The sequence below is a fragment of the Streptomyces sp. NPDC088812 genome (genome assembly GCF_044750285.1).
In the GTDB taxonomy this organism is placed as follows: domain Bacteria; phylum Actinomycetota; class Actinomycetes; order Streptomycetales; family Streptomycetaceae; genus Streptomyces.
The window spans coordinates 1-18,404 of record NZ_JBIVJP010000014.1 but is presented as its reverse complement, the minus strand read 5'-3'; the positions used below and the strand labels follow the sequence as shown (position 1 = coordinate 18,404).

Genomic DNA, 18,404 nt, shown 5'->3' with positions numbered 1-18,404 from the left:
TTCCGGGTGACCCGGGACACGCTAGGCAGCACCCGAGAGGGGCGCCAATAGATGTTGTGGATGCTCGATATAGACTCGGTCGATATGAGGAGCTTCGACCTCAACCTGGCCCGCGTCTTCGTCCTGCTGTACGAGACGGGCAGCGTCACGGCCACCGCGGACACCCTCCACGTCACCCAGCCCACCGTCAGCTACAGCCTGGCCAAGCTGCGCCGGCACTTCGGCGACGAGCTGTTCCGGCGCACCGGGCGCGGACTGACCCCGACCGCGGGGGCCCGCCGGCTCTACGAGCCACTGCAACGCGCCCTGGCCGACATCGACGCGACGATCCGCCAGTCCGACGACTTCGACCCCATGACGATGTCGGGGCGGTTCACGCTCGCCCTGTCGGACCTCGGCGAGACGACCCTGCTGCCGCGCCTGCTGGCCGAGGCCCGCGAGCGCGCGCCCCGGGTGTCGTTCGCGATCCGCCCGTTCGACGTCGACGAGGCCGAGAGCCAGCTGCGGCGTGGCGAACTGGACGCCTTCGTGGCCACCCCGGTGCTGACCTCGCACCGGACGGTGCGCATCCCGCTCTTCCAGGAGCGTTACGTCGCCATGGTCGCCGCCGACCACCCCCGGATCCGGGGCCGCTCGGTCACGGCGGAACAGCTCGCGGCGGAGCGGCACGCGACCGTCTACGGCCCGAGCGGACACGTCCTGCCCCGCGCGGTCCTCGCCTCGCACGGGCTGCTGGACCGGGTCGTCGTCGACGCCACCCGCTTCTCGACGCTGCCCTACGTGCTGGAGCAGACCGACCTGATCGCCATCGTCCCGGAGTACGTGGCGGAGGTCTTCAGCACCTCCCACCACGTCCGCCTGGTCCGGCTGCCCTTCGAGACCGAGCCGATCGAGGTGGCGCTCTACGCCCGGCACGAGTCCTCGCGCAGTTCCTCGCAGCGGTGGCTGGTCCGCTTCATGGCCGAGGTGCTGGGCGAACTCGTGAGCCCGTCCCAACTGCCGCCCGCCGCCGCCCCCGACGGCGCGGTCCACCTGCCCGGACCCGAGCCGACGGCTGCCGGCGGGGGGACCGGGGCGACCGACCTCGATGACGTCGCAGACGCCGAGGCCGCCGAAGACGTCGAGGACGGCGGAGGTGTCGAGGCCGGTGCAGAAGGCGAAGGGGAGGGGGGCGGGCCGGCGGTGCCGCGGGACTGAACTCGGCGGTGCGGGCCGCTCGTTGCGGACCCGCGTCGCCCCGTGCGGCCGGGCCGCGCGAGGCCGCCCCCATGTCGCCGGGCCGCCCGACGCCGCCCGGCTCGGCGGTCACCGAGGCAGCGGGCCGGTGCCGACGGGTCCCGCGCGCCGCCCCGCCCGTAGCGCCCGCCCGTAGCGCCCGCTCGTAGCGCCCGCTCGTAGCGCCCGCTCGTAGCGCCCGCTCGTGCGTAGCATCCGTCCGTAGCGCCCGCCCGTCTGCCGTGGCCCACGGTCACCCCGTCGGCACACCGGTCGGCGAGTCGTCCCCTTCGTGGTGCCGCCGCATCGCGGGCAGCCCGTCGTGCCGGGCGTCCGTGACGCCGGGCCCACCGGCGGCCGGCGTCAGGACGAGGACCTCGTCCTCGGCGCCCCACTCGCGCCGTTCGGCCTTGCCGGGGCACAGCCGCAGCTCGTCGTCACGGTGCGCGGTGTGCGAGTGGTGGACGCGGTAGCCGATCGCGTACTCGCCGCGTTCGAGGGCGGCCGCGACGATGGTCGCGAACGACACCTCGCGGCCCGGCAGGACGTAGTGTCCGGCGGGGCGCAGGGCGAGCCCGCCGTCCCGGCCGGCGAACAGCGCCTCGAACACCGGGGCCAGCGCCGGGTTGTGGGAGATCTGCGTCATCAGCAGTGCGGTGAGTTCGCCCCGGACGATCACGTCGGACGCCGGCCCGAGCGGGGCCAGGGCCCGGCTGCGGGGGTCGCTCAGTTCCGCCACCACCGGCAGTGCCCGGCCCGTCTCCTCCTCCAGCGACCGCAGGACCAGCAGGGTCAGCAGGGTGCGGTCGTCGGGCCGTTCGGGGCCTGTGTCCGCGTCCGGCACCGGCACGAGGACGCTGTCGTAGCCGAACACGTCGAGTGCGCGCAGGGTTTCGGGACCGACCGGGTCGCCGGCGTGGTGCGTGACGGTGAGCGGCCCCGCGTCCGCGAGGCCGGCGGGCCGCGCCGGTACGGGCCCGGGGTCCGCCGCGCCGACCACGTCGAGGACCGATCCCGGCCGGGCGGTCCGGCGCAGGAGGTCGACGACCAGCGGCGCGCGCCGGTTCCAGCCGAGCATCAGGGTGCGCGACGGCCCGTCGGGCCGCGGTGCCGACGACGCCACGGCCGTCGGGTCGACATGCTCACGGCAGTCGGTGGGTACCTCGGCCAGGTCGTCGTGGGCGACGACGACCAGCCGCTCCCCGCGGCCGAGGACGGTGTCCGGCGCCGGGCCGAGCAGGGGCCGGCCGTCGGCCCGCAGCAGCCCCACGACACAGGACGCCTCGAAGCGCAGCGCGGCCTCCGCCATGGACAGACCCGCCGGTTCCGGGACGTCGACCAGGTGGAACTCGGCCCCGTCGAAGTCCAGCAGGTCACGCAGAGCCGCCGACAGTCCGGGCCGCCGGGCCGACTGCACCACCATCCGAGCCGTGGTCAGCTCGGTCTCCAGGACCGTGCTCCGCGGACCGGCGGCCAGCCGCGCGGCCGGCAGATAGCGCGCGTCCCGCACGGCGGCCACCACCGGCGGCCCGGCCTCGGTGCCGCCGTGCAGCGCCCGCAGCGCCAGCAGAACGCGTACGACCTCCACGTCGGCGTCGGCGCGCTCCGACGGCAGCACCAGCACCGCCCCTGCCGCGGCCGGGGTGACCAGCCCGAGGGCCTCGGGATCGGTCAGCGCGCCGGTGCGGCAGACCAGGCGGGCGCTGCCGGCGACACCCGGCACGGCGGCCAGCGCCGCCTTCATCTCGGCGGTGTCGCGGTCGGCGAGCACGGCGACCACGCCCCGCCCCCGGTCGGCGCGCGCGGCCATCAGCTCACCGACCACGGTGAACACCTGGTCCGACCAGCCGAGGACGACGGCGTGGTCCCGCTCCAGCACCGTCGAGCGCCCTCGCCGCAGCTCGGTCACCCGGTCGCCGAGCCCTGTGGTGACCACTCCCACCAGGGTCGACACGCACAGCAGGGCGATCAGCCCGAGCACCGCGGAGAGCAGCATGCGCAGCGGCGCGCCGGTCACCCCGCCCAGGCGGAGGGTCTCCGCGCTGGTGCGCCACACGGCCGTGAGCCGGCCGGACAGTGACCGGGGCGCGTCGGGGTCGGTCCACACCAGCAGGGTGCTGATGGGGACGACGACGGACAGACAGCACACGGCCAACCAGCCGAGCAGCGTGCCCGTACTGCGCGCCAGTGTCCTGTCGAACAGGTAACGGGCTCGGTCCCCTAGCGAACTCGGCCGCTGCCGCCCTGCCACACGCGCCTCCCGACACCCGTCTCACGTTCCCGGGTCGAAGCGTGCTGATCCCGGGTCCGCGACACGCCGTGTCATCGGGTCATTCATCCTTTCGGGCCGCCTCGGCCGAGCCCGAACCCTCAGCCGGACTGCTCCTGCTCCTGCTCCTGCTCCTGCCCCTGTTCCTGCGCCTGTGCCTGTCCCCGCTCCGTGCCCTGTTCCTGCCCCTGCTCCGGCTCCTGCTGGTGCTCGGCGGCCGGTTCGGGTGCGTCGGGGGAGGTGTAGAAGACGGACGTCCCCTGCTTGCTGCGGTGGGCCTGGTTCTTGGCGACCAGCCCTTCGAGGGTGCTGCGCACCACGGTCGTCTTGATGCCGCGCTCGGGGTGCCGCTTGTCCAGCCACTGGGCGATCTCGGCCGCGGAGCGGGGCTCGCTCTGGCCGGCCAGGTGTTCGCGCACCAGGGAGACCAGCGAGGGCTTGGCCGGCTCGGCGGCCGTCGTACCGGCCTCGGTCGCCCGGTCCGCCGTCGCACGGGCCTCGGTCGTCCCCGCAGCCGTCGCACGGGCCTCGGTCGCCCGGTCCGCCGTCGTCCGGACCGCCTTCTTCCTGCCGTCCTGCTTGCGGGCGGGAGGAGCGGACTTCCCGCTCTTCTTCCGCGGGACGGTGCCCGCCGCGGGCTGCTTCTTCCCGCGGGGTGCGGGTACCTCGGCGACCGGTCCCGGTGCGGCCGCCGCCGGTTCCGCCGCGACTGCCCCCGCCGGTGTCACGGCGGGCTCGACGCCGAGTGCCTGCTGGACGTTGAGCAGCACGGAACGGTCCTGTTCCAGGGCCGCCAACTGGCCCTGCAGCACGGCGATCTCACCGGCGATGCGTTCCTGCTCCTTGAGGTTGCGCTCCAAGTCCCCTGCCACCTGGGCGGCGTACTGGGAGGTCACCCCGTTTGATGCGGTCGTCACGTCGGACATGATCCTCACGCTCCTTCATGGGCCCACGGGCGACGGGTCGGAACCCCGTGCCCCGTGCGACATCCGTCGCGCACCCTTTCCACAGGTGCCGCGGCTCGCGGCAGTTGCTGCTGCATGCCGTGTCGTACCGATACTACGGATGAGCGGGGCTGATGTTCTCCCGAACGGCGGCCCGGACTTGTCCCGGCCCCCCGCGCCACCCCGGAAGGAGCACTTCGCCGCGCATCAGTTCGCAGGCGTGTGTGCCGGGACCGATGTCACCGGGAGGATCAGGTGAGTCCGGAACCGCGGGGAAGCGTCAGAGTCGGGTCCGGGTGCGGAGTGATGACCGGTACGTGGGCCGGGGACGGGCCCGTTGTCGATATCCGCGTTCGACACTACGGTCCGACGGGGACCGGCCGCCGATCTTCCGGCCGTCCCGCCGGACCGTCCGTACTCACGAGGGAACGCATGCCGCAGCACACCAGCCGGGTCGTCCGCAATCCGATCCTTCCCGGCTCGCACCCCGACCCGTCCCTTGTGCGGGTGGGGGACGACTACTACTTGGCGACCTCGACGTTCGAGTGGTTCCCCGGCGTGCGGCTGCACCACTCCCGGGACCTGGCGCACTGGCGGCCGCTGGGCGGGGCACTGGACGGGACCCGGTTGCTGGACCTGACCGGCTGCCCGGACTCCGGCGGGGTGTGGGCCCCCAACCTCACGCACGTCGACGGCCTCTTCCACCTGGTGTACAGCAACGTCTCCACCTACGCGGAAGGTTTCACCGACAGCCCCAACCACCTGATCACCGCACCGTCGATCGACGGACCGTGGTCGGACCCGGTCCCGCTGCACGCCCGCGGATTCGACGCCTCGCTCTTCCACGACGGAGCGGAGAGCCGGCTGCTCAACCTGGTGCACGACTGGCGCCCCGGCCACGGCGGTTCGGCGGGCCTGGAAGCCACGCGCTACGACCGCTCCTCGCGCCGTCTCGTAGGGGACCCGGAGCCCGTCGTCCTGCCGCCGCAGGCCGGGTGGATCGAGGGACCGAACCTCTACCGGCGCGGAGAGTGGTACTACCTGCTCACCGCGGACGGCGGAACCGGGTACGAGCACCAGGTCACCGTCGCCCGGTCGCGTCGCCTGACCGGACCCTACGAGCGCGATCCGGCCGGCCCGCTCATCACCGCGCGGCACGATCCCGGCCTGCCCCTGCAGAAAGCCGGCCACGGCAGCCTGGTCGAGACACCCGCCGGTGAGTGGTACCTGGCCTACCTGGTGGCCCGGCCCCACGGCCGCCGCGGGCCGTGCGTCCTGGGCCGCGAGACCGCGCTGGCACCCGTCACCTGGACCTCCGAAGGATGGCCGCGCACCCCGACCGGGGCGCCCGCGCTCGCCATCCCGGCCCCGGCCCTGTCTCCGGCCGGACCCCCGCCCCCCGAGAACGGCGACGAGCACGCGGGGGACACGGGGAACACGGGGGACGCGGGCGACACCGAGGGGTTCGACGCGCCCGCCCTCGGCCCCCACTGGTCCACTCTGCGCCGTCCCGCCACACCCGACTGGTGCACCCTCACCGAACGCCCCTCGCACCTGCGGCTGCGGGGCGGACGCTCCCCGCAGAGCCTGACGGGCCCCAGCCTGGTCGCCCGGCGGGTCACCTCCCCGCACTGCACATTCGAAGCCACGATGGAGTTCCGGCCCCACGGCTTCCAGCACCTGGCGGGCATCACCGCCTACTACAACTCCCGCAACTGGTACTTCCTGCACGTCACCGCCGACGACCGAGGACAGGCGGTGCTGCGGGTGGCAGCCTGCGACCGGGGCTCGCTGACGGTGGACGAGGCCGGCCAGGAGCCGCTCGGCGACCTGACCCGTCTCCGTCTGGGCCTCGACTTCGCAGGACGCCGGCTCACCTTCCGCCACGACACCGGCGGCGGCTGGCGCTCCATCGGCTCCCCCCTGGACACGGCGGTGCTGTCGGACGAGCACGCCGAGGAGTTCGTGGACGGGCGGATCCGCTCGCTGGGTTTCACCGGGGCTTTCGCCGGGCTGTGGGTGTGGGACCTGGAAGGCCGTGGCCGGCCGGCCGACTTCGACGAGGCGGTCTTCCGGAGCACCGGGACGGACGACGAAGCGGCGGAAGCGTCGGTACGGGAACCTTCCCGGGCGGCCTCCGTGTGACAACGGACCGTACGACGCGGCGGACGCGGCGGACGCGGCGGACGCGGCGGACGCGGCGGACCCGACGGTGCCGCAGCCCCTGCGGCGCCGTCGACCGTGTGGGTGCGCGGTTCCTGCGGCGCCGTCGACCGTGTGGGTGCGCGGTTCCTGCGGCGCCGTCGACCGTGAGGGTGCGCAGCCCCTGTGACGCCGTCGACCGTGAAGGTGCGCGGATCCTGCGCCCCCCGGGCCGCTCCGTCGTCACCACCGCCCCTCCCGCGTGGCCCGACGGCGTCGTCGCCCCCCGGCCCCGGCCGCGTAGGCTGACGCCGTGCGCACCGTGGAACTGCTGCCCGACGCCACCACCGAGCTGCACGTCCGGGAGATGTGGCGCGGGATCGCCGCCGCCGGACTGCCCAGCCTCGCCGGCCACCGGCACCCGACCAACCGGCCGCACCTGACCCTGGCGACGTGCGACGACCTCGATCCCCCCGTCAGGGCGGCGCTCGCGGCGACCCTCGACGGCCTGCCCGCCCCGCTCCGGCTCGACGGGCTGCTCCGTTTCCCCGGGCGCACCCGGTCCTGGCCTGGCGGGTCGACCCGGACGCGGGACTGACCCGGCTGCACCGGCAGGTGTGGGACGTGCTCGGAGCCCACGCCACCGGCCGCCTCAACCCCCTGCACGCTCCGGGGAGATGGGTCCCGCACCTGACCCTGGGCCGGTCGTCCCGCGCCTCGGCGTGGTGGCCCGACCATCTCCTGCCGGCCGCTCTGTCCGACCCCTGGGACGGCACGCTCACCCACGCCCGCAGCTACGACTCCGTGACCCGTACCGTCGCACACCTCGGCGGCGGCAGCGCTCCCTGACCCGGGGAGCGGAGGGCCATCGGGCGGCTGCGGGGCGGCGGACGTGTTCCGGCCATGCGGTGCCCCACCCCGCTCCGCCCCGACCTGCCCCGCCGTCGTCGTACGGCTCCCGCGGCACACCCGCACCGGGAGCCGGCGCGGGCCGAACCCCCTCGCGGGCCTCCGTGGGCGGTGAGGGCCCGTGGCGTTCGGCGGGCCGCCGACAGGCTGCTGAGTCGTTCAGGCGGTGGGGGCGTCGGGATGGATGGTGAAGACCCGGTCGAGGCCCACGATGGCCAGGATGCGCAGAGTGTTGGAGGGGACGGCGGCCAGGACGAGGTCGGCTCCGGCGGACAGGGCGTGCTGGCGGGCGGCGAGCAGCGCGGTGATGCCGCTGGAGTCGCAGAACTCCAGACCGGTCAGGTCGACGACCAGGCGTTGCCCCGGCCGCAGGGGGAGGCCTTCGACGCGCTGCCGCAGTGCGGGGGCGTGGGTGTAGTCGAGGTCGCCGGCGACGTGCACGACGGGGCCGGTGGCGGCGTTTCGGTCGGTGATGCTCAGGGGGCTCATCAGTCAGCGTTCGTTGCCGGGTGGGGGTGCGGGTGAGCGGCGGGCACGCCGAGGGCGAGCAGGGCGGTGTCGTCGTCGAGTCCGTCGCCGAAGCTGTCCAGCAGCCCCGTCAGTGCGGTGATCGTTCCGTGGGCGGTGGAGGGGGCGTGGGCGGTGGCGAAGGCGTGCAGCGCGTCCTCGCCGTACAGGCTGTCACGCGAGGGGCCGGTGCGCGCCTCGGTGAGGCCGTCGGTGTAGAGCAGGAGCGTGTCGCCGGGGGCGAGGGTGGTCTCGACGGTGGTGAACGGGGCGTCGGGCAGGACGCCGACGAGCATGCCGCCCGGCGTGGGCAGGTACGCGGCGCTCCCGTCCGCCCGCAGCACCAGGGCCGGGGGATGTCCGCCGGACGCGAGGCGGACGACGGGGTGGCCGGAGCCGGTGTGGACGATGCCGAAGACGGCCGTGCAGTAGCGGGGATCGCCGCCGGCGGTGTACCGCTCGTGCAGGACGGCGTTCAGCGTGGCCAGCGCGGTCGCCGGCTCGGGGTCGTGGAGCGCGGCGGCCCGCAGGGTGTAGCGGGTCAGCGAGGTCAGCGCCGCCGCCTGGGGCCCCTTGCCGCACACGTCCCCGAGGAAGAATCCCCAGCGGGTGCCGTCGATGGGGAACAGGTCGTAGAAGTCGCCGCCCAGCCGGTCGACGGAGGCGGTGTGGTAGTAGACGGCCGTCTCCATCCCGGGCACCGCCGGCAGTGACGTGGGCAGCAGCGACTGCTGCAGCGCGGCCAGGGCGTCGGCCAGCCGGGCCCGGTCGGCCTCGGCCTGCCGGCGCGCCTCCTCGGCCTCCGCGCGCGCCTGCTCCGCCTCGGCCCGCGCCTGCTCGGCCTCCTGCTTGCGGCGCAGGAGTTCCTCTTCGTACGTACGCCGGTCGGACGCGTCGAAGACGGTGGTGCGGATGAGCAGTGGCTCGCCCCCGACGCCGTGCTTGACGGCCGAGGAGATCAGCACCGGCAGCCTGCGTCCGCCGTCGCCCCTCAGGTCCAGGGCGATGCCGCTGACCTCGCCCCGCATCCGCAGCAGCGGCGCGAAGTGCGTCTCGTGGTACAGCTTGCCGCCGACGGTGAGCAGGTCGGTGAAGCGCAGCCGCCCCACCACCGCTTCACGCTCCCTGCCGAGCCAGCCGAGCAGCGTCGAGTTGATCTTGGCTATGGTGCCGTCCATCAGGGTGGACAGGTATCCGCAGGGAGCCGCCTCGTACAGTTCCTCGGCACTGTCCTCCAGCAGGGCGGTGAACACCGCGTCGGTGCCGGCCCTGTCCCCGGTCCCGGAGGGATCGGGGTTCGAGCCCGTCCGGCACATCACTTCAGCGACTCCAGGAACTCCAAGATCGCTTCCGCGGTGGCCTCCGGCGCGCTCAGCTGGGGGCAGTGGCCGGTGGCGGCGAGGGTGACCAGGCGGGAGGAGGGGATCGCGGCGTGCACGAACGCGCCGACCTCGCGGGGAGCGATCACGTCGTGGAGGCACTCCAGCACCAGCGTCGGCACCCGCACGTGCTTCAGGTCCTCGCGGCTGTCGGACAGGAACGTGGTGCGGGCGAAGACCCGGGCGATGTCGGGGTCGGTCGCGCAGAAGCTGTTCGTCAGCTCCCGGCCCAGCTCGGGCCGCTCCGGGTTGCCCATGATGACCGGGGCCATCGCGGACGACCAGCCCAGGTAGTTCGACTCCAGTGACTCCAGCAGCTCGTCGATGTCGTCCGCGGTGAAGCCGCCGCGGTAGCCGTCGTCGTCGATGTAGCGCGGGGAGGGAGCCACCATCACCAACGCCCCGATCCGCCGGGGCGCCGCCTGCGCCGCCAGGACCCCGACCATGGCGCTGACCGAGTGCCCCACGAACACCGCCCGCTCGACACCCAGCTCGTCGCAGACCTCCACCACGTCCTGGGCGTAGCCGTCCAGGGACGAGTAGCGCTCGGTGCTCCAGGCGGACAGGTCCGAACCACCGGAGCCGACGTAGTCGAAGAGCACCAGCCGGTAGCGGTCGGCCAGAGCCGGAACGATCAGGCGCCACATGTTCTGGTCGCACCCGAAGCCGTGGGCCAGGACGATCGTCGGCCCGTCCGGACGGCCGGTCACCGTCACGTTGTTCCTGCGCCGCATATCCATACCCGCCATCCTCCCATCCACGACGGATCACCCGGACGGGCGGGGATCCCCCCGACCTCGCGTCAGTGCCCCGGCCCGCTCACCTTTGGGCGACCGCGGGCGGAGCGGGGGAGCGGAGGCCGGTGCGTGCCTGCCGCCGGGCGGAGCGCTCATGCGGGCGGCGGCCTCCCGACCGGACGTCCGCGTCGTCCGCGTCGGGGGCCGCCGTGCTTCGGGCGGGACCGGGGCTGCCGGCCGGCAGCGCTCAGGCGATGCTGATGGCGCCGGTCAGGAGGGCGAAGGCGATGTAGGCGAGGGAGACGGGGATGCCCCAGCGCAGGGCGTGCTTCTGGAAGTCGCCGAGCTCGCTCTTGACCAGGCCGAGGAGGACCCACAGGGGTGCGCTGGTGGGGCCCATCATGTGGAGGATCTGGCCGATGGCGCCGGCGCGGGCTATCTCGTTGGCGTCGATGCCGTAGTGGGCGGCGGACTCGGCGAGGACGGGGACGACGCCGAACCAGTAGCCGTCGTTGGACATGAAGAAGCCGAGGGGGAGGGCGAGGACGGCGGTGAAGAGGGGGATGAGGTTGCCCATGGAGTCGGGGACGACCGACAGGGCGGCGTCGGCCATGGCCTTGATCATGCCGGAGTCGGTCATGATGCCGGTGAAGACGCCGGCGGCCAGGACGAGGATCATCACGGGGACGGCGTTGGCGGCCTGCTGCTTGATGAGGTCCTGCTGGTCGCCGATGGAGCGGATGTTGACCAGCAGGGCGATGACGAACGCGACCATGAAGAGGACCAGGAGGTCGGCGACCTCCAGGACGAGCAGCACCATCAGCAGCAGGGTGAGCGCGGCGTTGAACCACATCCGCCAGTCCGCCTTCACCGGCTCGAACGCCTCACCCGAGGCGATCTCCAGCTTGTAGGCGGCGAGCTTCTCGGTGTCGATCGTGTGGCGTTCGCGCAGGCCGAGCCAGTAGGCGACGGCGATGATCGCCAGGCCGGTGAGGGCCATGGGGCCGATCATGTGCACGAAGTAGTCGGTGGCGCTCAGGTGCAGGACGCTGATGCCGCGGGTGGCGGCGCCGCCCCAGGGGGTGGTCCCGGAGATGGTGCCGAGCGCCATGGCGGACAGCGTGGCGACGATGAGGGGGTTCATGCCGAGGCGCCGGTAGATGGGCAGGAACGCCGAGCAGACGATCATGTAGCTGGTGGTGCCGTCCCCGTCCAGGGCGACGCACAGGGCCAGGACGGCGGTGCCGACGCAGATGCGGACCGGGTCGCCCTTGGTGGCCCGGATGATGGCCTGACAGACGGGTTCGAAGAGTTTGACCTCCATCATCAGGCCGAAGTAGAGGACGGCGAACAGCAGCAGCGCGGCGGTGGGCGCGACGGTGTCCAGACCGTTCATGATCATGTCGCCGAGCTGGGTGCCCTTGCCCGCGACGAGGGCGGCGGCGATCGGCGTGAGCATGATGGCGGTGAAGGCGGAGAGGTACTTCCGCATCACGAGCAGCATGAAGCTGCCCAGGGTGGCGAAGCCGAGGACGGCGAGCATCGTTGCTCCTAGGGGCGTGGCTCAGTGGCCGCCGGCGGTCTGGCGGCGGACAGTGCGCGGGTCAGTGCGTGGACGTGGTCAGGCAGTGACCGGCAGCGCACACGGCGCCGTTCTCGGCTCGTGCGTCGGAAAAGTCATGGTACGTGCGGCTCCTGTAGGGGCGGGTCACGCGGGCGCGGTGGGGCCGGGCCCGAGGACACGGCGGTTGCCGGAAGCGTGGGTGCGCGCGGCGAGGCGGAGGCTTCCTGGCGGCTTGGAATCGGGGAAGCCCAGCACCGGAACTCCGGACAACCGGTTTACCGGATTGCCGGTAGGTAACTAGAATCCAGCCATCACGTCAATACCGAAGTGAGGAATTCGATGGCCGAACTCGCCAGGATCACGGTCGAGCCGCGGGAGCCGCTGGCCGCCGAGGTCTCTCGTCGACTGATCGAGTACCTGATGTCCGGCGAGGTGCAGCCCGGCGACCGCATCCCCTCCGAGCGGCAGCTCACGGAGATGCTCGGAGTCAACCGGCCCACCGTGCGGGAGGCGATCAAGTCGCTGGGCTTCCTCGGCCTGCTGGAGATCCGGCAGTCCAGCGGGACCTACTTCCGCGGCACCGACTCCGATGTGCTCTACCGGCTGTTCGAGCTGGGCCTGGTCCTCGGGGAGCGGGGCGCCCGGGACATGGTGCAGGCGCGTGCGGAGCTGGAGGTCGTCGTGGCCGGCCTGGCCGCGCAGGCGCGCGACGAGGCGGGCGTCGAGCTGCTGCGGGCCCGGCTGACCGCCATGAAGGAGTGCCCGGACGAGGAGTTCCCCGAGGCGGACACGGCCTTCCATGCGGCGCTGGGCGAACTGGCCGGCAACACGGTGCTGCGGGACATGCTCAAGGGCATGCGGGCGATGATCCAGCGCGGCTGGGTGGAGCGCACGGGAGCCGTCCGCTCGCGCGAGGTGGCCTACGCCGACCACGTGCCGATCTTCGAAGCGGTCGCCGAGGGCGACGCCGACGCGGCCCGCGCGGCGATGGCCCGCCACATGGGCGGTGCCTCCCGGCGGCTGATGCAGGCCCTCGACCAGCGCGAGGCGTAGGCGGCACCGGGGCCGTCGGCGGGGGCCGACGGCCCTTCGTGCGCCACCATGAGGTCAACCGGTTGACCGGTTTACCGGATGGGCCTACAGTGACGGCGCAGCAACGCGACGAAACGTTGCCGTGACCCCTCCCGGCCCGCTCCGCCTCCGTTCCGTCTCCGCACCGACCGGAGCGGGCCCGGGACCGGGACCCTTGCCGGTCCCCGCCTACCGGAAGAGGAAAGAACCCCGGTGATCGAATCCCGACCCCTGGTCGCCATGATCCACGCCGTGCCGGCCGCGACCCGCATCGCGCAGAAGGCGTTCGCCCGCGAATTCCCCCGGGCCACCGTGTGGAACGTGCTGGACGACCGCCTGCTGGACGACGCCCGCGACGCCGGCGGCCTCACCGACGCACTGCGCCGGCGCATGCTCCGCCTGATCGCCCACGTCATGGACGGCGGCGCCCAGGGACTGCTGCTGACCTGCTCCTCCTACGGGGAGGTCGTCGACACCGCCCGCACCCTGTGGGACGTCCCGGTGCTGAAGTCCGACGAGGCCATGTTCCAGGCGGCACTGGCCGGCCCGTACCGGCGCATCGCCGTCGTCGCCTCCACGCCGCCGGCCGTCCCGGCCGCCGTGGCCCAGCTCGAAGCGCTCGTACCGGCGGTACGGCCGGACCGCCCGGTCGACATCGTGACCGCGCTGAGCGAGGAGGCGGCCGTCGCCGACAGTGCCGAGGCGACCGCCCGCCACCTGGCCGACGCCCTGCGAGCCGCCGGGGGCGCCGATGCCGACGTGGTGCTGCTGGCGCAGTACTCGCTGACCCCGGCACGCGAGGCGCTGGCCGCCCTGCTGGGTCTGCCCGTGCTCGACGGGGCCGGCGCCGCCGCCCGAGAACTGCGCGGCCTGCTCGTCCCCGCCGATGTGCGGACGGCCCCTGCCGCGGCGGTCGCGCCATGACGGCGCGCCTGCCCTGGCCGCTGGCCTACACCGTCTCCGGCGACGACTGCACGGCGCCCGTGCCGCTCGGCTTCGCCGCCCCGCTCGCCGAAGCCGTCAGCCACCTGGCCGAACTGGGCTACGACGGCGTCGAGGTGCAGGTCCGCGAGACCGGCGCCCGCGCAGCCGAAGGCCTGGCGCGGACCGTCGAGGCCGCCGGCCTGAAGGTCCTGGGCATCGGCACCGGACCGGTCGCGGGCCAGGACCGGCTGACGCTGACCGACCCGTCGCCGGACGTACGACGGCACGCCCTGTGCCGCCTGCGGGGCGCGGCCCGTCTCGCCGGCGAGCTGGGGGTGCCGGTCACGCTCGGCCAGACGCGCGGCAGCTTCCTGCCCGGGCTGGAGGACATGCAGCGCATCTGGGCCGCGCGCGCCGTGGAGCAGCTGGCCGAGGAGGCGTCCACGCACGGCAGCCGGCTGTTGCTGGAGCCGCAGTCACGTGCCAACACCTCGCTGTGGCACACCCCGGACGAGGCCCTCGCCGTCATCGACTCGCTCGACGCTCCGGCGGGGCTGGTGCTGGACACCCACCACCTCGACGCCGAAGGCGTCGACACGGTGCGGGCCGTCACGGAGCACGCCCGCGTCACCGGCTGCCTCCAGCTCGCGGCACCGGCCACGCGGGGCCCCCTGACCGTCGGTGACCCCCGGCTGCCGTCCCTGCTGCGGGCCCTGCACACGGGTGGTTTCACCGGCTGGCTGACCCTGGAACACACCCAGGACGGCGACAGCCCCAAGGCCGCCGCCCGCTCCTGGACCGCACTCACCGACGCCGCGGCCGTCCTTGCCTGACCCCTGTCCCCCGACTCCCCCCAGGTCCACGACCCACCCGTTCTGAGAGGAACCCGCACCATGAGCACCACGACCTACCGCCTCGGCGTCCTTGAGGGCGACGGCATCGGCCCGGAGATCGTCCCGTCCTCCGTCGAGATCGCCACCGCCGCCGCGCAGGCCGCCGGCGTCTCCGTCGACTGGGTCACGCTGCCGCTCGGCGCCGCCGCCATCGAGTCCCACGGCACCCCGGTCCCCGAGGAGACCAAGGACGCCCTGGCCGGCCTGGACGGCTGGTACCTCGGCCCGCACGACTCCGTCAGCTACCCCGAGCCGCACAAGTCCGCGCTCAACCCCTCGGGCACCCTGCGCAAGCACTTCCAGCTCTTCGCCAACATCCGCCCCGCCAAGTCCTTCCCCGGCGCGAAGGCCGTCTGCGACAACGCCGACCTGGTCATCGTCCGCGAGAACACCGAGGGCTTCTACGCCGACCGCAACACCTTCGCCGGCACCGGCGAGTTCATGCCCACCCCCGACACGGCGATCATGCTGGGCATCATCACCCGCGAGGCCACCGAGCGCGTCGCCCGCGTCGCCTTCGACCTGGCCCGCTCGCGCCGCAAGAAGCTCACGATCGTGCACAAGGCCAACGTGCTCAAGCTGACCACCGGACTGTTCCGCACCGTGTGCCAGGACGTCGCGAAGGACTACCCGGACGTCGCCGTCGACGACTTCCACATCGATGCCATGACCGTCCACCTGGTGCGCCGCGCCCAGGACTTCGACGTCATCGTCACCGAGAACATGTTCGGCGACATCCTCTCCGACCTCGCCGGCGAGATCTCCGGCTCGCTGGGCACCGCGCCGTCCATCAACGCCTCCGCCACCACCGCCATGGCCCAGGCCTCCCACGGCTCCGCCCCCGACATCGCCGGGCGGAACATCGCCAACCCGGTCGCCATGATCCTCTCCGGCGCCATGCTGTTCGAGTGGCTCGCCGCGAAGCACGGCGACCAGGCCCTGGCCCAGGTCGCGAAGATCATCGAGAGGGGTGTGGCCGAGGCGATCGCCGCCGGCACCTCCACCCGCGACCTCGGCGGCTCCGCGTCCACCGCGGAGTTCACCGCCGCCGTCATCAAGGCCATCACCGCCGGCGCCGGCCAGAACTGACCCACCTGCTCCGGGGCGGGCCCCCGACCGCCCGCCCCGGCCCCCACGCTCCGCCCGCACGCCCGAGGAGAGACCCCCGACCATGACCCTGCGCATCGGCTGCATAGCCGACGACTTCACCGGCGGCACCGACGTCGCCGCCGCCTTCCGGCGCGCCGGCCTGCGCACCGCCCTGGTCTTCGGCACCCCGGACGACACCACCGCGCTGCCGGTGGACTGCGACGCCGCCGTCGTCGCCCTGAAGTCCCGCTCCACCCCGGCCGACGAGGCCGTCGCGGACTCCCGGGCCGCCCAGCGCTGGCTGTGGACCAAGGGCGCGGCACAGATCTACTTCAAGTACTGCTCCACCTTCGACTCCACCCCCCACGGCAACATCGGCCCGGTCACCGACGCACTCCTGGACGACGCCGGCGCCACCGTCACCCTGCACTGCCCGGCCTCCCCGCCCAACGGCCGCACCGTCTACCAGGGCCACCTCTTCGTCCACGACCAGCTGCTGTCCGACTCGCCGCTGCGCCACCACCCGCTCAACCCCATGACGGACTCCGCCCTGATCCGGCTGTTGTCCGCGCAGACCCCCCACCGGGTCGCCCTCATCGACTGGACGACCGTGCGCCGCGGCGTGGACGCCGTCCGCGACGCCCTCACCGCCCACCAGCAGGCCGGTGTACGGCATGTCGTCGCCGACGCCCTCACCGACGACGACCTCGCCGTGCTGGGCGCCGCCGCCCTAGAACTGCCGGTGATCGCCGGCGCGGCCGGGCTCGCCGAGGGCATCGGACACGCCTACCCCACCCAGGGCCCCGCCCCGGCCGAGCCGCTGCCCCGGGAGGGACGTGCCGCCGTCCTGGCCGGCAGCTGCTCGGCCCGCACCCTGGAGCAGATCGCCCACTTCTACGCCGCCGGTCTGCCCTCCCTCCACCTCGACGTCCTGGCGGCCGCCGCCGGCCGCGACGTCACCGGCGAAGCCCTCACCTGGTACGACGCCCAGGACCCCGACCTGCCCGTCCTCATCTACGCCTCCGCGTCCCCCGAGGAACTCGCCGCCGTCCAGGCCCAGCTGGGGGTGGCCGAAGCGGCGGCGCAGGTCGAGGAACTCCTCGGCGGTCTCGCCGCCCGGCTCACCGACCGCGGTGTACGCCGCCTCCTCGTCGCCGGCGGCGAGACCTCCGGCGCCGTCACCACCGCCCTCGGCGTCCGTGCCGTCCTCGTCGGCGACGAAGCCGACCCCGGCGTTCCCTGGACGCACACCGGCACCCGCCACGGCGACCTCGCCCTGATGCTCAAGTCCGGCAACTTCGGCGCCCCCGACCTGTTCACCCGCGCCCTCGCCACCACGACGGAGGGGGCCGAGTGACCGCCTACACCGACGAGAAGGCGGCCCGTGCGCTGATCGTGCGCACCGCCCGCTCCCTGTTCACCCGCGGCCTCACCCACGGCTCCACGGGCAACCTGTCCGTCCGCCTCGCCGACGGCAGCCTCCTGCTCACCCCCACCGGCTCGAGCCTCGGCACCGTCGAGGAGGCCGAGCTGTCCCGCACCGACCTGAACGGCCGTCACCTCGACGGCCCCCGGCCCACCAAGGAGGCGTTCCTGCACGCCGCCTTCTACCGGGCCCGGCCGGGCGCCCACGCGGTCGTGCACCTGCACTCCACCCACGCCGCCGCCGTCTCCTGCCTGGCCGACGTGAACGCGGCCGACGTCCTTCCTCCCCTCACCGCGTACTACGCCATGCGCGTCGGCGCCCTCCCGCTGCTGCCCTACCACGCCCCCGGCGACAGCAGCCTGGAACCGCTCGCCGAGCGGACGGCCCGCAGCCATCACGCCGTCCTCCTCGCCAACCACGGTCCCGTCATCGCCGGCGCGAGCCTGGAGCAGGCCGCCGACGCCATCGAGGAACTGGAGGAGACCGCCAGACTCCACCTCCTCCTGAGGGGACACACCACCCGCCCCCTCACCCCCGAGCAGGCTGCCGCGCTCGCGCCCCCATCCCCCTGACGGCCGGATGAGGAGCGGGCGCGGCAGCCCCCCTCCAGCGAAGGAGTCCCACCATGCCCGAAACAGTCACCCCCGTCCCCACCGCCGACCTCGTCGACCGGTACGGCACCGACCTGCGCGTCTGCGACCTGCAGTTCCGCCAGTTCGGCGCGCACCGCGGCTTCGCCGGTCCCGTACGCACCGTCTCCTGCCACGAGGACAACGGCCTGCTGCGCGACCTGCTGCGCACCCCGGGCGACGGTCATGTCCTCGTCGTCGACGGAGGCGGCTCCCTGCGCACCGCCCTGGTCGGTGACCTCATCGCGGGCGCGGCCCAGGACAACGGCTGGGCCGGTCTCGTCCTGCACGGCGCCGTCCGCGACAGCGTCGCCCTCTCCGGTCTCCGGCTCGGCATCAAGGCCCTCGGCACGATCCCCCGCAAGAGCGCCAAGGACGGCGCCGGGGCCGTCGACGTCCCCGTCACCTTCGGCGGCGTCACCTTCCGCCCCGGCGATGTCCTGCACGCCGACGACGACGGCATCGCCCTCCTCCCCGACCACAGGATTGGGTAGCCAGTGCTTCTGAAAACCTTCGGCTGGTCGTTCGCGGTCACCGCGCTCGGCCTCGTCTCGGCGGCGCTCTACGGGGGGTGGACCGCCTTCGGTGTCGTGGCGATCCTTTCCGTCCTGGAGATCTCGCTGTCGTTCGACAACGCGGTGGTCAACGCCGGGATCCTGAAGAAGATGAACGCCTTCTGGCAGAAGATCTTCCTCACCGTCGGCGT

Annotated in this window: 17 protein-coding genes and 1 pseudogene; 12 read left to right on the top strand and 6 right to left on the bottom strand. The window is 73.5% G+C overall.

The features are described from left to right. Nucleotides 1-84: 84 nt before the first annotated feature. Nucleotides 85-1,011: pseudogene (locus ACIP67_RS23960) on the top strand (LysR substrate-binding domain-containing protein); the annotation flags it as partial. Nucleotides 1,012-1,468: 457 nt separating this feature from the next. Here ACIP67_RS23960 and ACIP67_RS23955 read toward each other — a convergent pair. Together ACIP67_RS23955 and ACIP67_RS23950 are read right to left on the bottom strand one after the other, a co-directional pair. Next, complete coding sequence (locus ACIP67_RS23955; RefSeq protein ID WP_401694416.1) at nt 1,469-3,466, bottom strand: NAD-binding lipoprotein; 1,998 nt, start codon at nt 3,464-3,466, stop codon at nt 1,469-1,471. A 119-nt stretch (nt 3,467-3,585) separates the two neighbouring features. Then, nucleotides 3,586-4,410 carry a hypothetical protein gene (locus ACIP67_RS23950; protein WP_401694415.1) on the bottom strand — a complete coding sequence of 275 codons (825 nt, stop codon included), beginning with the start codon at nt 4,408-4,410 and terminating at the stop codon, nt 3,586-3,588. A 450-nt stretch (nt 4,411-4,860) separates the two neighbouring features. Here ACIP67_RS23950 and ACIP67_RS23945 point away from each other — a divergent pair, with 450 nt between their 5' ends. The 3 genes from ACIP67_RS23945 (at nt 4,861) to ACIP67_RS23935 (ending at nt 7,419) form a co-directional block, all read left to right on the top strand. Next, the gene (locus ACIP67_RS23945) at nt 4,861-6,573 is read left to right on the top strand and encodes a family 43 glycosylhydrolase (RefSeq protein WP_401694414.1); all 1,713 of its coding nucleotides are present in this window, start codon (nt 4,861-4,863) and stop codon (nt 6,571-6,573) included. A gap of 310 nt (nt 6,574-6,883) precedes the next feature. Continuing rightward, entirely contained in the window at nt 6,884-7,168 is a 285-nt protein-coding gene (locus tag ACIP67_RS23940; RefSeq protein WP_401694413.1) for a hypothetical protein, read from the top strand. Then, on the top strand, nt 7,135-7,419 hold the full coding sequence (locus ACIP67_RS23935; protein ID WP_401694768.1) for a hypothetical protein: 285 nt from the start codon (nt 7,135-7,137) through the stop codon (nt 7,417-7,419). The genes ACIP67_RS23940 and ACIP67_RS23935 overlap by 34 nt, the downstream gene beginning before the upstream one ends. A gap of 219 nt (nt 7,420-7,638) precedes the next feature. Here the strand turns inward: ACIP67_RS23935 and ACIP67_RS23930 are convergent, their stop codons facing one another. The 4 genes from ACIP67_RS23930 to ACIP67_RS23915 form a co-directional block, all read right to left on the bottom strand. Next, nucleotides 7,639-7,968 (bottom strand): STAS domain-containing protein, encoded by a 330-nt coding sequence (locus tag ACIP67_RS23930; RefSeq protein WP_401694412.1) that lies wholly within the window; start codon nt 7,966-7,968, stop codon nt 7,639-7,641. Further along, nucleotides 7,968-9,302 carry a SpoIIE family protein phosphatase gene (locus ACIP67_RS23925; protein WP_401694411.1) on the bottom strand — a complete coding sequence of 445 codons (1,335 nt, stop codon included), beginning with the start codon at nt 9,300-9,302 and terminating at the stop codon, nt 7,968-7,970. The genes ACIP67_RS23930 and ACIP67_RS23925 overlap by 1 nt, the downstream gene beginning before the upstream one ends. Further along, entirely contained in the window at nt 9,302-10,105 is an 804-nt protein-coding gene (locus tag ACIP67_RS23920) for an alpha/beta fold hydrolase (protein WP_401694766.1), read from the bottom strand. The genes ACIP67_RS23925 and ACIP67_RS23920 overlap by 1 nt, the downstream gene beginning before the upstream one ends. A gap of 244 nt (nt 10,106-10,349) precedes the next feature. Continuing rightward, on the bottom strand, nt 10,350-11,645 hold the full coding sequence (locus ACIP67_RS23915) for a CitMHS family transporter (RefSeq protein ID WP_401694410.1): 1,296 nt from the start codon (nt 11,643-11,645) through the stop codon (nt 10,350-10,352). 360 nt (nt 11,646-12,005) lie between these two features. On the opposite strand from ACIP67_RS23915, the gene ACIP67_RS23910 reads away from it, so the two are divergent. The 8 genes from ACIP67_RS23910 to ACIP67_RS23875 form a co-directional block, all read left to right on the top strand. Further along, complete coding sequence (locus tag ACIP67_RS23910; protein ID WP_401694409.1) at nt 12,006-12,719, top strand: FadR/GntR family transcriptional regulator; 714 nt, start codon at nt 12,006-12,008, stop codon at nt 12,717-12,719. Nucleotides 12,720-12,950: 231 nt separating this feature from the next. Then, nucleotides 12,951-13,661, top strand: a complete 711-nt coding sequence (locus ACIP67_RS23905) for an aspartate/glutamate racemase family protein (RefSeq protein WP_401694408.1) — start codon at nt 12,951-12,953, stop codon at nt 13,659-13,661. After that, nucleotides 13,658-14,494, top strand: coding sequence for a sugar phosphate isomerase/epimerase family protein (locus ACIP67_RS23900; protein WP_401694407.1), 837 nt, complete (start codon nt 13,658-13,660; stop codon nt 14,492-14,494). Before ACIP67_RS23905 ends, ACIP67_RS23900 begins: the two co-directional genes overlap by 4 nt. A gap of 60 nt (nt 14,495-14,554) precedes the next feature. After that, on the top strand, nt 14,555-15,643 hold the full coding sequence (locus ACIP67_RS23895) for an isocitrate/isopropylmalate dehydrogenase family protein (protein WP_401694405.1): 1,089 nt from the start codon (nt 14,555-14,557) through the stop codon (nt 15,641-15,643). A gap of 82 nt (nt 15,644-15,725) precedes the next feature. Next, the gene (gene otnK / locus ACIP67_RS23890) at nt 15,726-17,000 is read left to right on the top strand and encodes a 3-oxo-tetronate kinase (protein WP_401694404.1); all 1,275 of its coding nucleotides are present in this window, start codon (nt 15,726-15,728) and stop codon (nt 16,998-17,000) included. Continuing rightward, nucleotides 16,997-17,641, top strand: a complete 645-nt coding sequence (gene otnC, locus ACIP67_RS23885) for a 3-oxo-tetronate 4-phosphate decarboxylase (RefSeq protein ID WP_401694402.1) — start codon at nt 16,997-16,999, stop codon at nt 17,639-17,641. The genes otnK and otnC overlap by 4 nt, the downstream gene beginning before the upstream one ends. Before the next feature lie 53 nt (nt 17,642-17,694). Next, the gene (gene rraA, locus ACIP67_RS23880) at nt 17,695-18,192 is read left to right on the top strand and encodes a ribonuclease E activity regulator RraA (protein ID WP_401694400.1); all 498 of its coding nucleotides are present in this window, start codon (nt 17,695-17,697) and stop codon (nt 18,190-18,192) included. A 3-nt stretch (nt 18,193-18,195) separates the two neighbouring features. Further along, nucleotides 18,196-18,404, top strand: a 209-nt coding sequence (locus ACIP67_RS23875; protein WP_401694399.1) for a DUF475 domain-containing protein, incomplete at its 3' end; no start/stop codon positions are given.